Genomic DNA, 14476 nt, shown 5'->3' on the forward strand with positions numbered 1-14476 from the left:
CCCGTCAGTGCGTCAGGCCCACTTTGAGCACGACGATCAGCAGCCCGATCACGAGGTTGACGACCCCCGCGGAAGCGGCCAGCGCCCATGACGCACGGGCCTCCCGGGCCGCCGCGATCGACCATCCCACCTGCCCGGCCACCGCGACGGCCAGCGTCAGCCAGAGCGTGCCGGCCAGGTCCATGCCGAGCAGCCAGCCGACGCCCACGGCGGTCACGGGCGGCACCGCGGCGTTGACGATCGGCCACTCCTCCCGGCACACGGCCACGACGGCGTGCCGGTCCAGGGACTGCCGGACCAGCCGCGCGCCGAACAGCTGGGCGTGCACGTGCGCGATCCAGAAGACCAGACTGGTGGCGAGCAGCAGCAACGCCAGTTCGAGCCGCGGGAGCGGGCCGAGGGTGCCGGCGCCCACCACGACCGAGGCGGCGAGCAGTGATCCGTAGATGCCTCCGGTGTAGTCGGCGTGCGTCCTGCCGGCGGCGCGCTCCTGCCTGACCCGCACCCCTGTCGTGCCCCTGGACTTCGCCTTGGCCATCGTGTCCCTCCGGTGGTCAGGAGATCGTCTCGGCCCGGGGGTCCGCTGCCGCGCGACGGGGCCGGACGGCCGGAAGGTGCGAGGTGGCCAGGAAGCTGACGAGGGTGATCCCGCCCGCCGCCAGGATCGCCACCCGCAGGCCTGCCAACTGCGCCTTCGCGTACGACTCGGTGAGCGCGTCGGCGTCGGCCGGGGGCAGTCCGGCCTGCTCCGCGGCGGTGTGCACCTGCTGCGAGCTGACGAATGCGATACCCAACTCCAGGGCGATGCCGGTCTGCTTCCGGGCCTCGTCCGAGATCCGCGGGTCGTCCGCGACATGCACGGTGAACGCCTGGGCCAGAGCGCCTACGAGCAGGGAGCCGATGAGGGCGGTGCCGAGCGCGGAGCCGAGGTTCTGGGCGGTGTACTGGAGGCCGCCGACCTCGCTGCGGCCCTCCTCGCCGACGCTGGACTGCACGACGTTGCCCAGCTGCGAGGCGAGCAGGCCCATCCCGACCCCGAGGACGGCCATCGCGGCCGCGAACTGGGTGTCGTCGATGACGGGCTCGATGGTGGCGAGCAGCCAGACGACGGCCAGCAGCAGGATCGTCAGCGCCAGCCGGACGACGGCCCGCGCGCCGATGCGCTGCCCGAGCCGGGAGGCGAGCACGGAGGCCACGAGCATGGTGACGGAGACCGGCAGCAGCCGCAGACCGGTCTGGAAGGCGTCGAAGCCCTGTACGACCTGGAGGTACAGGGGGATGGTGAAGAACAGTCCGAGCAGGATGAGGTTCTGGCTCAGCAGGACCATCAGCCCGGAACGCAGCACCGGTAGCCGCAGCAGGGCGAAGTGCACCAGGGGTTCCCCGCCCCGGGCCGCCAGGCGTCTCTCCCAGTGCTGGAACCCCACCAGGACGGCGCCCCCGACCGCGACGACGAAGAAGGTCGGCGCGAAGCCCAGGACGGTGAAGGGAGCGTCGCGCGGCTGGACCCAGCCCCAGGAGCCGCTCTGGAGGACCCCGAGCACCACCAGCCCGAGTCCGCCCGCGGAGAGCGCGGCGCCCACGCCGTCCAGCCCGTACCGGGGGGCGGTGCGGGGGGTCTTCGGGATCACCCGGTTGCAGCACAGGACGATCAGCACGACCACGACCTCACCGGCGAAGACCAGTCGCCAGGTCAGATAGGTGGTCACCCAGCCGCCCAGCAGCGGTCCGACCGCGATGCCGGCCCCCGCGAGGCCGCCGATGACCCCGTAGGCGACCGCCCGCTCCGGTCCGCGGTAGTTCTCCGCGACGAGCGCGGCCATCGCGGGCAGCACCAGCGCGGCGCCGAGCCCCTCGATCACCGACCACCCCAGGGCGAGCAACCAGAGGCTGGGGGCCACGGCCGTCAGGGCCGAGCCGACGGCGTAGACGGTGAGACCGACGAAGAACAGCCGACGACGTCCCAGGATGTCCCCGAGCCGGCCACCGACGATCATGAAAGCCGCCATGACCAGGGCGTAGAGCGTGATGACCGCCTGAATGGCGGTGACCTCGGTGTCGAAGTCCTCGACCAGCTGACTGATGGACACGTTCATGACGGACGTGTCCAGCACCATCAGGAACTGGGCCGTGCCCAGTACAGCCAGAGCGCGCCAGTGTGTCACGGTGTGCACCTCGCCGGATCAGCCGCGAACGGGGCGGATAACAGGGACGGAAGCAGGGTCAGGGGCGACGTAAGGGATGGGTTCACAGCATCCCCAGCTCGCGGGCCCGGCGCAGGGCGTCGCCACGCCGGTTCACCGAGAGTTTCCGGTAGACGTTCTTGAGATGGGTCTTGACGGTGTTGACCGACAGATACAGGTCGGCGGCGATCTCCTCGGTGGACATCACCTGCGCCAGCCGTTGCAGGACGTCGCGTTCACGGGCGCTCAGCCGCTCCACGACGGGCGCCCCCTGCCCGGCACCGGCGTGGACCCGGGCCGCATGCCGGGCCGGCGCCGCGTGCGGGCCCTGCCGGACGGTGAGCCAGCCGCGGCCCAGCTCCCGGTTCGCGGGAGTGCCGAGCAGGGGGCGGATCCAGGGCCCGGCCTCGATGAACGGCCGGCGCAGGCATTCCCGCCTGGCCTCCCGCAGCGCCTCGCCGACCAGGCGCTGCGCGGCGGCGGCGTCCCCGGCCCGGTCGGCGGCCTGCGCCCGGACGAGGGTGGCCCGTACGGTCAGCGCGGGGCCGCCCGTACGCGTGGGCAGCCGGTCCAGGAAGTCCGGTGCCGGAGCGTCACCCCCGGCGCCCTGCGCAGCCTCAGCGGCCTGCGCAGTTTCAGTGGCCTCCGAGTCCTCCGCGGCCGGCAGGTCTTCCGCGGCCCGCAGTTCTTCCGCGGCCGGTGAGCCCTCCTTGATCCCCGAGTCCTCCGCGGCCCGCGAGTCCTTCCTGGTCCCCGAGTCCTCCGCGGCCGGCAGGGCTGCCGTGGTCCCCGCGGCTGCCGTGGCCCTGGTGGTTCCCGTGGTCCCGGTAGCTTCCACGGCCCCGGTGGTCCTGGTGGCCCCGGTGGCCGCAGCGGTGGCAGCAACGGCAGCCGCAGGGGTCCCCGTGGCCGCCCCCGCCCCCGCGTCCGCGGCGAGTTCGGCGCGGGCGGCCGCCACCGCGCAGGCCGGCCGGTGCTCCGCGGTGGGACCCAGCAGCCTGGCGGCCTCTTCGGCGCGTCCCACGGCGATCAGCGCCGCCGCCGCGACCAGAGCCGCCTCGGTCTCGGCCCACGGGGAGGAGACCTCGGCGGCGACCGCCGGTTCCCCGGCTTCAACGACCGTACGGGCCTGCCCGCGGGCCAGCCGCAGCCGCGCCCCGGTGATCGCCCCGAGCGCGGCCAGCACCGGGTCCTGCGGTCCGCCGTGGGCGTCGGCCACCTGGCCGAGCAACGCCTGGGCCTCGTCCAGTTCGTCGCGTTCGACGGCCACGGCCGCCAGCACCAGTCGTCCGATCCCGGACCGCGACGACGGCGGCAGGCCGTAGCGGTCCGCCTCCTGCGTCGCGGCCTGGGCCCGCTTCTCCGCCCCGCCGAACCGGCCCTCCAGGTAGTCGATCAGCGCGAGGTGCGCGAGGGACTCCTGCCGGGCCGACGCCGTGGCGACCCCGCCCGTGCAGGCAGCCGCCTCGGACAGCGCGGCCCGCGCCTCGTCGAAGCGTCCGACCCACAGCCGGGTCACCCCGAGGTGGGTCAGCAGCTGCGCGGTCAGCTCGGGGTGCCGTTCCAGCAGGTCGGCAGGCAGCGCCCGGCGCAGTTCGCGGGCGGCGTCGGCGGCCCGCTCGGCCCTGGCCGGGGACCCCGTCAGGCGCCCGACGAGCGCCTCCAGCAGCGCCACGCTCATCCGTGCGGGGGCCAGGGCGCACCAGTGGTCGTCGCTGTCGGCCGCGGCCCGCGTGAGCGACATGCCCGGCGGCAGCACAGCGTCCGGCGGGTCCGGCGCCCGCGTCGCGTCCGGCGGGTCGGCTGGGCCGGTGCACAGGTCCCGCTCGGCGTGGCGCAGGTGGGTCAGGCCGCGGTCGAGGTCATGACCGGCCAGGGCGCGGGCGGCGAGGACCAGGTGGACCGCCGGGCCGTCGGCACCGGCACCGGCGGTCATCCGGGAGAACAGGTCGGCGAGATCATCGGCGTACAGACCGCTGAAGAGCTGTCCGACGGCCAGGTCGTCGACCAGGGCGCGGGAGGTGAACTCCCAGTCCCCCGCCGCGCTGCCATGGGCGAGGGTCTCGCCGAGCGAACCCCACCGGCTCAGCCAGCGCGCGGCCCGCCGGTGCAGCCGGGTCTCCAGACCGGGCTGGCGCTCACGCAGATGCGCGCGCAGGATCTCGGCGAACAGCGGGTGCAGCCGGTACCAGTCGTGACCGAGGGGCTCCACGAAGGCGTTCTCCCGGCGCAGCCGGGCCAGCACGCTCTCGGCGTCGGTACGACCGGTCAGCGCGTCCGCCAGACCGGCGCGGAAGCGTTCCACCACGCTGATCTTCAGCAGGAGGTCCTGGGTCGCGGGCGGCTGCCGCTTCAGCACCTCCGCCAGCAGGAAGTCGGCCACCGTGCTGCGGCCCGCCTCGAACTCCTTCAGATAGCGCTCGGGGTCGGGGCTCTGCTGCGCCGCCAGGGCGCACAAGCGCAGCCCGGCGGCCCATCCCCCGGTGCGCCGGACCAGTCCGCGCACGGCGTCCTCGGTCAGCCGCAGTCCGTGGGTGTCCAGCACGGCGGCCGCTTCCTCGGGGGTGAACGCCAGCTCGGCACCGCGGATCTCGGTGATGCTGCCGGCGACCCGGTAGCGGTGCAGCGGGAGCAGCGGTTCACTGCGGGTGACCAGGACGAGGCGCAGTCCCGGGCCCGCGTGGTGCAGCACGAACTCCAGCTGCTCGGCTATCTCCAGCGAGGGCACGTGGTCGAACTCGTCGAGGACGAGGAGCGCGGGCGCCGTACGGTCGCTCAGGCCGGCCGCGAGCCGTGCCAGCAGGGCGCGGTCCACGCGGCTCGCGTGCGCTGGGCACCCGACGTCGGGCGGGAGCGGGACGCCGCCGGCCCGCAGTGCCTGCACCAGGTAGGCCCAGAAGACGCCCGGCGCCTGGTCGGCGGAGTCCGCGGTGAGCCAGGCCACCGGCCGTCCCAGCTGCGCGGCCCAGTCGGCGACCAGCAGGGTCTTGCCCGCTCCGGCCGGTCCGTCGACGAGGGTCAGCGGGGTGTCCGGCGCCCGGTCCAGCCGTGCGACCAGCCGGGCCCGGCGCAGGAACGTGGTGGGCCGCTCGGGCGGGACGAACCGGGTGCCGAGGAACGGGGCGCCCCGCGGATCGAACCGCGCGGCCTCCGTCCCGGCCTCTGCCCCGGCCTGCGTCCGGTGCCGATCGGCCACGACGCTCACCACCGTCCATCAGGTCGTGGGCGACCTCACCCTCACCCTCACCCTCAGTTTCGCAGTGCTTCCGCTCCCGCGCGCGGCGTCGGGCGCCGGCGCGCGGACCGCCGCGCGGCTCAGGTAGGCGATCCGACCGGGTCCGATGCCCGTGCCGGTGTCCGCCGACGGCAACTGCCCCGCCGGTCGCGGAAGCAGCGCGGCCGGAACGGGGTGGGGACCGGTCGGCGCGGGTCCGCTCCGCACGGCCATGGGGGTGTCCCCAAATGACAAGTCACCTGTCTCCGTGGGTCAAGCGTTCACCTTCCGTCGGCCCTACCTTTGCAGCACCGCAGCGACGCGGCCGACCTCCGGAAGGTCCCGTACCACTCCCCCGTGGCGCGTGTCCCCTCCGGCCCGGACGGCCGTCCGTCCAGGCAGCGATGTCCGCCGCACGCGGTGACTCAGTACCGATCCGCACGCCCTGTGCGTTGCCGCGCCCGTTCCGCGCGGCTTCGCACAGGGCGTGCGATCCCAGATCCGACGAAGGAGACGGACCGTGCACTTCCACGACGACTCACTGCTCCCTGAGAACCAGGAGAAGCTGGTGATCCAGGTCGCCCCCTACGGGCCGGAGTGGCTGCCCGGTGACGCGGACGATCTTCCGCTCACGATGGACGAGCACGTACAGGCGGCCGTCGACTGCTACAACGCCGGTGCCACGGTGCTGCACATCCACGTGCGGGAGCTCGACGGCAAGGGCTCCAAGCGCCTGTCCATGTTCAACGAGCTGATCGGCCGGCTGCGCGAGGCGGTGCCGGACATGGTGCTGCAGATCGGCGGCTCCATCTCCTTCGCCCCCGAGGGCGAGGGGTCGGACGCCAACTGGCTGTCCTACGACACCCGCCACATGCTGGCCGAGCTGGACCCGAAGCCGGACCAGGTCACCATCGCGATCAACACCAGCCAGATGAACATCGTCGAGATCATGACCGACGACGACCTGGAGGGCACCTCGATCGCGAAGCCCGAGTACTACCGCGCCTACCGCGACATGTACCTGGAGGCCGGTCCCGAGTTCTACCTGGAGCACCTCAAGCGCCTTCAGGAGAAGGGCATCCAGGCCCACTTCCAGCTCGCCACCCTGGCCCAGCTGGAGACCGTCGAGCGTCTGATCCGCAAGGGCGTCTACACCGGCCCGCTGACCCTCAACTACGTGGCCATCGGCGGCGGCTTCGCCGGCCGTCACCCCGCGGACCTGATCGAGTTCATCCGCCGCGTGCCGGACGGCGCCACCCTCACCATCGAGTCCTCGATGCGCGCGGTCGCCCCCATGAACGCCGTCGGTATCGCGCTCGGCGCGCACGTCCGCGTCGGCAACGAGGACAACCTGTGGGGCAGGAAGGGCGAGCGGATGTCGTCCGTCGCCCAGGTCGAGCAGATGGTGAAGATCTCCGAGGCGCTGGGCCGCGACATCGCCACCGGCGCCGAGGCCAAGGAGATCTACCACATCGGCGAGTACTACTCCAGCGCCGACGAGACCCTGGCCCGGCTGGGCATGGTGCCGAACCGTCGCCCCGGCCGGCGCGGCTTCATGCTCCGCGACGTCTGACCGTCCCGCCGGTTCCGACCGTTCCGCCCGTCACACACACCTGCCGTGGCACCGCGCCGCTCCGTGTGCCACGGCCCTCGGGCCGCCGGGGCATACCCCCCGCTCCGGCGGCCCTTCCCCCCAACTCCCTTCATTTACGGAGCTCGACCGTGGCACATGCCGTTCGCTTCAAGGAGACCGGAGGTCCCGACGTCCTGCGCTGGGAGGAGGTCGTCGTCGGCGACCCCGGCCCGGGCGAGGTACGGATCCGGCACGAGGCCGTCGGTCTCAACTTCGCCGACACCTACTTCCGCACCGGTCTCTACCCGGCGCCGCTGCCCGCCGGCATGGGCGTCGAGGGCGCGGGGGTGATCGAGGCCGTGGGCGAGGGCGTCACGGACTTCGCCGAGGGCGACCGGGTCACCTACACCGGCAGCCCGCTGGGCGCGTACAGCACCGAGCGCGTGATGCCGGTGGACTCCCTCATCAAGCTGCCCGACGCCATCCCGTTCGCGACCGCCGCGGCGATGACCATGCGCGGTCTCACCGCCTCCTATCTGCTGCGTCGCATCCACCCGCTGAAGTCCGGCGACACGGTGCTGCTGACCGCGGCGGCGGGCGGCGTCGGCCTGATCGTGTGCCAGTGGGCCAGGCTGCTGGGCATCGACGTGATCGGCACCGTCTCCACCGAGGAGAAGGCCGAACTCGCCCTCGCCCACGGTGCCGCGCACGTCGTCAACTACAGGACGGAGGACGTCGCGAAGCGGGTCAGTGAGATCACCGACGGCGCCGGCGTGCCGCTCGTCCTCGACAGCATCGGCCGGACCACCTTCGAGTCGTCGATCGACTCCCTGGCCCGCCGCGGCCTGCTGGTCTGCTTCGGCACCGCCTCCGGCCCCACCCCGCCGATCCACGCCATGCAGCTGGCCGTCAAGGGCTCCCTCTTCGTGACCCGCCCGGCCCTCGCCGACTACATCGCCGACCCCGCCGAGCGGGCGGAACTCTCCGGCGAGCTGTTCGGTCACGTCGCCGCCGGCGACATCGCGATCGAGATCAACCAGCGCTACTCCCTCGAGGACGCCGCCCGGGCGCACCGCGACCTCGAGTCCGGCACGACCACCGGATCGTCCGTCTTCGTCCTCTGATCCCGCGGGTCCCGCGGATCAACCCCCCTCCAGGAGGAAGCACCATGGAGCAGACCCTCGGCCCGAAGACGGGCACCCCGGCGCTGGTGCGCTCCGAGGTCCGGGGCTCGATCACCGTCGAGCCGCTGACCTGCAACATCGGCGCGCAGCTCGCCGGCGTCAACCTCGGTGACGCCTCGCGTGACGACGACCTGTTCGCGGAGATCAAGGCCCTGCTGCTGAAGCACAAGGTCCTCTTCCTGCGCGACCAGGACATCACCCGCGCCGAGCACGTCGCCTTCGCCTCGCGCTTCGGCGCGTTGGAGGACCACCCGGTCGCGGGCAGCGACCCCGACCACCCCGGCCTGGTCCGCATCTACAAGGACCTGGACAGCAAGCCGGAGCACTACGAGAACGCGCTCCACACCGACGGCACCTGGCGCGAGAACCCCGCCATGGGTGCGGTGCTGCGCTGTATCGAATCGCCGCCGGTCGGCGGCGACACCGTCTGGATCAACATGGCCGAGGCCTACCGCCGGCTGCCGGAGCACATCAAGACGCAGATCAAGGGTCTGCGGGCCCGGCACAGCATCGAGGCCAGCTTCGGCGCTGTCATGCCCGAGGAGCAGCGGCACGCGCTCAAGGCGCGCTTCCCCGACGCGGAGCACCCGGTGGTGCGCACCCACCCCGAGACCGGTGAGCAGATCCTCTTCGTCAACAGCTTCACCACCCACTTCGTCAACTTCCACACGCCCGAGAACGTGCGCTTCGGGCAGGACTACGCCCCGGGGGCGAGCCACCTGCTGAACTACCTGCTCAGCCAGGCGGCGGTCCCCGAGTTCCAGGTGCGCTGGCGCTGGCAGCCGAACAGCGTGGCGATCTGGGACAACCGCTCCACCCAGCACTACGCCGTCCAGGACTACTGGCCCGCCGTCCGCAAGATGGAGCGCGCCGGAATCGTGGGCGACAGACCGTTCTGATCCGACTCCCCTTCAAAGAAGTGCGTGAGGTGATGACAATGGGGCTCCAGACCACTGCGGTCGCCGTTCCCGGAACGAGTTCGTCCTCGTCCGGGTGGCCGGTCTCCCGAGGCTATGCCTGGATCGTTTTCGCCCTGAGTTTCGGGCTGTTGCTGTCCGACTACATGTCGCGGCAGGTACTGAACGCCGTCTTCCCGATGCTGAAGGACGAATGGCTGCTCACCGACGCCAGGCTGGGCTCGCTCAGCGGCATCGTGGCACTCATGGTCGGCGTGCTCGCGTTCCCCCTGTCGCTCGTGGCGGACCGCTGGGGCCGGGTGAAGAGCCTGCTGTTCGCCGCCGTGACGTGGAGCCTGGCCACCCTGGGCTGCGCGCTGGCGGCGAACTACGACCAGATGTTCCTCGCCCGGCTCTTCGTCGGCGTCGGCGAGGCGGCGTACGGGAGTGTCGGCATCGCCGTGGTCCTGAGCGTCTTCCCGATCGTGCTGCGGGCCACCCTGTCCGGGGCCTTCATCGCGGGCGGCGCGTTCGGCTCGGTGCTCGGTGTGTCGATCGGCGGCACCGTGGCCCAGCAGTTCGGCTGGCGCTGGGCGTTCGGCGCGATGGGTCTGTTCGGGCTGGTGCTGGCCGCCGTCTACGGGGTCGTCGTCACGGAGAAGCGACTGCGCCCCCGGGCGGCGGCCGACCCGGACGGGGACCCGGACGACGCCGGCACACCGGCCGCCGCCGAGGCGACGGCCCCGCGCGCGGCGCTGCGTGCCCTGCTGCCCCGGCTGTTCTCCTCCGTCTCCGTGATCAGCGCGTACGTCGGCAGCGGACTGCAACTGTTCACCGCCGGCGCCCTCATCTCCTGGCTGCCCAGCTTCTTCAACCGCTACTACGACCTGCCCACCGCGAAGGCCGGTTCCGCCGCGGGCGTCTTCATCCTCGTCATCGGCGTGGGGATGGTGCTCGGCGGGATGGCCTCGGACCGGATCAGCAAGCTGGTCCCGATCCGCAAGTGGGACGTCGCGCTGACGTGCAGCCTCGGCTCGCTCCTGCTGCTGATGACCGCCTTCCGGCTGCCCACCGGCCCCCTCCAGCTGATCGCGCTGGCCGCGGGAGCGCTGCTGACCGCGGGCTCGGCAGGACCGGCCGCCGCCATGGTCGCGAACCTGACCCCGGTGGCGATCTCCGCGACCGCGTTCGCCACCCTCACCCTGGCCAACAGCCTGCTCGGGCTGGCCCCCGGGCCCGCGATCACGGGTGCGATAGCGGACCGTACGGGTCTGCTCGGCGCCCTGCGGATCGTCCCGCTCGTCGCACTCGCCGCCGCCGTCGCCTTCCTGATCGGCCGCCGCTGGTACGACCGCGACCTGCTCCGCATCACCGGACTCGCCGAGGCCGCCCCGGCGAAGGAAGCGGAGACGTCCTCGTGAGCACCGACACCCAGCCCTCCGCCGGCACCGACACCCAGCCGTCCGCGGGCACCGGCACCCGGCCCTCCGTCGTGATCGTCCCCGGTCTGCGGGACCACGTGGAGGAGCACTGGCAGACCCTGCTCGCCGGCCGGCTCGCCGAAGCCGGCCGGACCGTGGTCACCGTGCCGCCGCCGGCCGGGAACCGGCTCAGTCGCGAGACCCAGGTCGCCTCCCTGGACAAGGTGGTGGCGCAGCTCGCCGGGCCCGTCGTCCTGGTCGCCCACAGCGCCGGTGTGATCACCACCGTGCACTGGTCCCGGCGGCACGAGGCCGACGTACGGGGTGCGCTCCTGGTCACCCCGCCCGACTTCGAGACCCCGCTGCCGGAGGGATATCCCACCCCGGAGGTACTGGCCGAGAACGGCTGGACGCCGGTCCCCCGTTCGGCGCTGCCCTTCCCCAGCGTCGTCGCGGCCAGCTCCGACGACCCGCTGGGCTCCCTGGAGCGCGTACGCGAACTGGCCGGGGACTGGGGCAGCCGGCTCGTGGAACTCGGCGCGGTCGGCCATCTCAACCCCGCCTCCGGCCACGGGCCCTGGCCCCGGTCGGAGGAACTCCTGCGCGAACTCGAACGCGGCTGACACCCAGCCCGACGTACAGCCCCCGGAAAGGCGACGATGAAGTCCGACACCGATCTGCTGTGGTCCCCCGGCCGCCGCGAGACACAGGAATCCGACGTCGCCCGCTTCATGCGATGGCTCGGCACCGCCCGGGGGCTGCACTTCGCGGACTACGCCGAGCTGTGGCGGTGGAGCTCCACGGACCTGCCCGGCTTCTGGTCCGCCGTGTGGGAGTACTACGGCCTGGACGCCGTGAGCGGCTACGACGCCGTACTGGCGGACGCGTCCATGCCGGGCGCCGACTGGTTCCCCGGGGCCCGGCTGAACTTCGCCGAACGGTGCTTCGCCCACGCCTGCGACACCCGTCCGGCGCTGGTCGCCGTCACCGAGGGCGCCGAACCCGTCGACATCTCCTGGGAGGAGCTGCGCGGACAGGTCGCAGACGTCGCCGCGGCACTGCGCCGGATGGGCGTGGCGCCCGGCGACCGCGTGGCCGGATATCTGCCGAACGTTCCGCAGAGCGTGGTCGCCCTGCTGGCCACGGCCGCCGTCGGCGCGGTCTGGACAGCGTGCTCCCCGGACTTCGGCACCCCCAGCGTGCTCGCCCGGCTGCGCCAGGCGCGACCGGTCGTCCTGGTGGCGGCGGACGGCTACCGGCACGGCGGCAAGGAGTACGACAGGCGGGCGGCGGTCTCCGAACTCGTGGACGGACTGCCCACCGTCCGGCACGTCCTCGCCGTCGGCCTGCTCGCCGCCGCGCCGGACGAGCCGTGGCCGCGGCGTCCCGACGTCGAGGTGCACGCCTGGACCGGGCTGCCCGCCGCCGAAGGCCCCCTGGAATTCGCCGACGTGCCCTTCGACCACCCGCTGTGGATCCTGTGGTCGTCCGGGACCACCGGGGTGCCCAAGGGAATCGTGCAGGGGCACGGCGGCATCGTCGTGGAACTGCTCAAGGCCCTCGGTCTCGGCGCCGACCTGCGGGCCGAGGACCGCTATCTGTTCGTCACGTCCACGAGCTGGATGGTCTGGAACTTCCTGGTCGGCGGGCTGCTGCACGGCAGCACGATCGTCCTGTACGACGGCAGCCCCACCTTCCCCGACATCGCCGGCGTCTGGCGGGTGGCCGAGCGGACCGGCGCGACGATGGTCGGCGTGGGCGCGGCCTATCTCGCCGCCGTGGAGAAGTCGGGCACCGACGTCGCGGCCGGGCTCGATCTCGGTGCGCTGCGCTCCATCATGCAGACCGGTTCCTCGCTGCCGGCCAGTACCTGGCGCTGGGTCCACGAGCGGCTCGCGCCGGACGTCTGGCTCCAGTCCATCTGCGGCGGGACCGACATCTGCTCGGTCCTCGCGGGCGGGTCCCCGCTGCTGCCCGTACGCGTGGGCCGTATCCAGTGCCCCTCCCTCGGGGTCGCGCTCGACGCCTGGGACCCCTCCGGGCGGCCGCTCACCGGCGAGCAGGGCGAACTCGTGGTGACCGCGCCGCTGCCGTCGATGCCCCTGTACTTCGTCGACGACCCCGACGGGGCCCGCTACCGGGCCAGTTACTTCGACACCTACCCGGGTGTCTGGCGGCACGGCGACTGGGTGACCGTCCACCCCGACCTGTCCGTCGTGGTGTCCGGGCGTTCGGACTCCACGCTCAACCGCATGGGCGTGCGCATGGGCTCCGCCGACATCTACGACGTCGTCGAGCAGCTTCCCGAGGTCGCCGACAGCCTGGTCGTCGGTGTGGAGCGCCCGGACGGCGGCTACTTCATGCCGCTGTTCGTGGTGGCCGCCGAGGGCGCCGCCGTCGACGAGGGGCTGCGCGAGCGGATCGCCGGGGCCATCCGGCGCCGGCTGTCGCCCCGTCATGTGCCCGACGTCATCGTGCCGATCGCCGCGGTGCCGCGCACCCTGACCGGGAAGAAGCTGGAGGTGCCGGTCAAGCGCATCCTCCAGGGCGCCTCCGTCGGCGACGTCAGCAGCGCGGGCGCCGTCACCCATCCCGAGACCCTGGCCTGGTTCGCGCGGTACGCGCGGCAGTCGATGCCGGTCGAGTGAACGCCGCACACCCGAGGGGCCCTTCCGGACATACCGGAGGGGCCCCTCGTCTGTGGGTCTGTGGGTCTGTGGGTCTGTGGGCCTGTGGGCCTGTGGGCCTGTGGGCCGCCAGGAAGGTCAGAGGGCTCCGGCGGCGTACTGGAGCGAGAGGCTGGTGACGGACACGACCACCCACAGGCAGGCGCCCAGCAGCAGAGGGCGCGGGCCGGTCCGGCGCAGAGCGGCCACGTCGGTGGACAGGCCGACCGCGCAGAGCGCGACGGTGACGAGGAGGACGGAGAGCTCCTTGAGGCCGGGCTGGACACCGGCCGGGATGAGTCCGGCGCTGTTGGCCGCGGCGGCCAGCAGGAAGACCACGAGGAACCACGGCACCAGCCGGAGCGCGCTCACCTCGGGCGTTGCGGCGGCCGGGTCGGCGGCGCGGGCGCGCCGCCGGGCCAGGACCGCCAGGCCCAGACAGATCGGAATGATCATCAGAGTGCGGGTGAGCTTGACGACGACCGCGTCGTCGATGGCCGAGGGCCCGTAGGCGGTGGCGACGGCGACCACGGACGACATGTCGTTGACCGCCGTGCCGGCGAAGAGGCCGAAGGCGTGCGGGTCCATCCCGAGCAGATGGCCGACCACGGGGAAGACGAGCACCGCGGCGATGTTGAACAGGAAGATCGTCGAGACGGCGTAGGCGACTTCCGCGCTCGCGGCGCCGATGACCGGCGTGACCGCGGCGATCGCCGACGCCCCGCAGATCCCGGTGCCCGCGCCGACGAGCGTGCGCAGGTTGCCGTCGACACCGAACCGGCGGCCCAGGAAGTGGGCGGCGGTCAGACAGGCGCCCAGCGAACCCACCATGATCGGCAGTGAGCTCCCGCCCACGTGGAAGACCTGGGTGAGCGACAGCTGGGCGCCGAGGAGGGCCACTCCGGCCTGGAGCAGCGGCTTGTTGGCGCCGGTGATGCCCCGGCGCAGACGCGGGCCCGGCTTGCGTACGGCCGCGACGGCCACGCCGAGAACCACGGCCGTCACCGGTCCGCCGAGCACGGGGAGCAGTCTGCCGACCACCGTGGCCAGTGCGGCGAGGGCCAGCGTGAGGGCGAGTCCGGGCAGCCGGGACCCGCTGGAGCCGGTGGACCCGGTGGACCCGGTGGGGCTCTGGTCGGTGGACGGGAGTTCCGTGGCGGACGGGGTCGCCGTGGTGGACGGGGGCTCCTGAACAGGTGCTTTCTTCACGGTGTCGACTCTCGTCCGTCTCCCGGGCCGCTTGTAGGCCCCGGATCGGGAGAAGGCGCCCGAGGGAAAGCTCGACCTGCTGCTGTCACTGGACTTCCGCATGACGTCCTCCACCCTCAAGTCGGACATC

Annotated in this window: 10 protein-coding genes; 6 read left to right on the forward strand and 4 right to left on the reverse strand. The window is 72.7% G+C overall.

Features of this window, described 5'->3' with window-relative positions; genetic code table 11:
* Nucleotides 1-4 precede the first annotated feature (4 nt).
* The 3 genes from ABT085_RS14415 to ABT085_RS14425 all read right to left on the reverse strand — a co-directional run bounded on the left by ABT085_RS14415 (nucleotide 5) and on the right by ABT085_RS14425 (nucleotide 5379).
* Nucleotides 5-538: a hypothetical protein gene (locus ABT085_RS14415; RefSeq protein ID WP_351606299.1), complete on the reverse strand. Its 534-nt coding sequence runs from the start codon at nucleotides 536-538 to the stop codon at nucleotides 5-7.
* Between the two features lie 16 nt (nucleotides 539-554).
* On the reverse strand, nucleotides 555-2165 hold the full coding sequence (locus ABT085_RS14420; protein WP_351606302.1) for an MFS transporter: 1611 nt from the start codon (nucleotides 2163-2165) through the stop codon (nucleotides 555-557).
* Nucleotides 2166-2247: 82 nt separating this feature from the next.
* Complete coding sequence (locus ABT085_RS14425; RefSeq protein WP_351606304.1) at nucleotides 2248-5379, reverse strand: winged helix-turn-helix domain-containing protein; 3132 nt, start codon at nucleotides 5377-5379, stop codon at nucleotides 2248-2250.
* A 538-nt stretch (nucleotides 5380-5917) separates the two neighbouring features.
* Here ABT085_RS14425 and ABT085_RS14430 point away from each other — a divergent pair.
* The 6 genes from ABT085_RS14430 (at nucleotide 5918) to ABT085_RS14455 (ending at nucleotide 13119) form a co-directional block, all read left to right on the forward strand.
* Nucleotides 5918-6970 (forward strand): beta-keto acid cleavage family enzyme, encoded by a 1053-nt coding sequence (locus ABT085_RS14430; protein WP_351606307.1) that lies wholly within the window; start codon nucleotides 5918-5920, stop codon nucleotides 6968-6970.
* 149 nt (nucleotides 6971-7119) lie between these two features.
* A complete protein-coding gene (locus ABT085_RS14435) occupies nucleotides 7120-8094 on the forward strand; it encodes a quinone oxidoreductase family protein (RefSeq protein ID WP_351606310.1) in 975 nt (324 codons plus the stop codon).
* A gap of 44 nt (nucleotides 8095-8138) precedes the next feature.
* Nucleotides 8139-9053 carry a TauD/TfdA dioxygenase family protein gene (locus ABT085_RS14440; RefSeq protein ID WP_351606313.1) on the forward strand — a complete coding sequence of 305 codons (915 nt, stop codon included), beginning with the start codon at nucleotides 8139-8141 and terminating at the stop codon, nucleotides 9051-9053.
* Nucleotides 9054-9091: 38 nt separating this feature from the next.
* Nucleotides 9092-10471 (forward strand): MFS transporter, encoded by a 1380-nt coding sequence (locus tag ABT085_RS14445; RefSeq protein ID WP_351606315.1) that lies wholly within the window; start codon nucleotides 9092-9094, stop codon nucleotides 10469-10471.
* Nucleotides 10468-11094 carry an RBBP9/YdeN family alpha/beta hydrolase gene (locus ABT085_RS14450; protein ID WP_351606318.1) on the forward strand — a complete coding sequence of 209 codons (627 nt, stop codon included), beginning with the start codon at nucleotides 10468-10470 and terminating at the stop codon, nucleotides 11092-11094. Before ABT085_RS14445 ends, ABT085_RS14450 begins: the two co-directional genes overlap by 4 nt.
* Nucleotides 11095-11130: 36 nt before the next feature.
* Complete coding sequence (locus tag ABT085_RS14455; RefSeq protein WP_351606321.1) at nucleotides 11131-13119, forward strand: acetoacetate--CoA ligase; 1989 nt, start codon at nucleotides 11131-11133, stop codon at nucleotides 13117-13119.
* A 117-nt stretch (nucleotides 13120-13236) separates the two neighbouring features.
* Here the strand turns inward: ABT085_RS14455 and ABT085_RS14460 are convergent, their stop codons facing one another.
* A complete protein-coding gene (locus ABT085_RS14460; RefSeq protein ID WP_351606324.1) occupies nucleotides 13237-14346 on the reverse strand; it encodes a YeiH family protein in 1110 nt (369 codons plus the stop codon).
* Nucleotides 14347-14476 lie beyond the last annotated feature (130 nt).

This window comes from Streptomyces sp. NPDC002265, assembly GCF_040296125.1.
Lineage (GTDB): Bacteria > Actinomycetota > Actinomycetes > Streptomycetales > Streptomycetaceae > Streptomyces.

Excerpts from the sequence above, each read along its gene's own strand:
- ABT085_RS14440 (WP_351606313.1), top strand. The coding sequence starts at position 8,139 with ATGGAGCAGACCCTCGGCCCGAAGACGGGCACCCCGGCGCTGGTGCGC.
- ABT085_RS14455 (WP_351606321.1), top strand. The coding sequence starts at position 11,131 with ATGAAGTCCGACACCGATCTGCTGTGGTCCCCCGGCCGCCGCGAGACA.
- ABT085_RS14415 (WP_351606299.1), bottom strand. The coding sequence starts at position 538 with ATGGCCAAGGCGAAGTCCAGGGGCACGACAGGGGTGCGGGTCAGGCAG.
- ABT085_RS14445 (WP_351606315.1), top strand. The coding sequence starts at position 9,092 with ATGGGGCTCCAGACCACTGCGGTCGCCGTTCCCGGAACGAGTTCGTCC.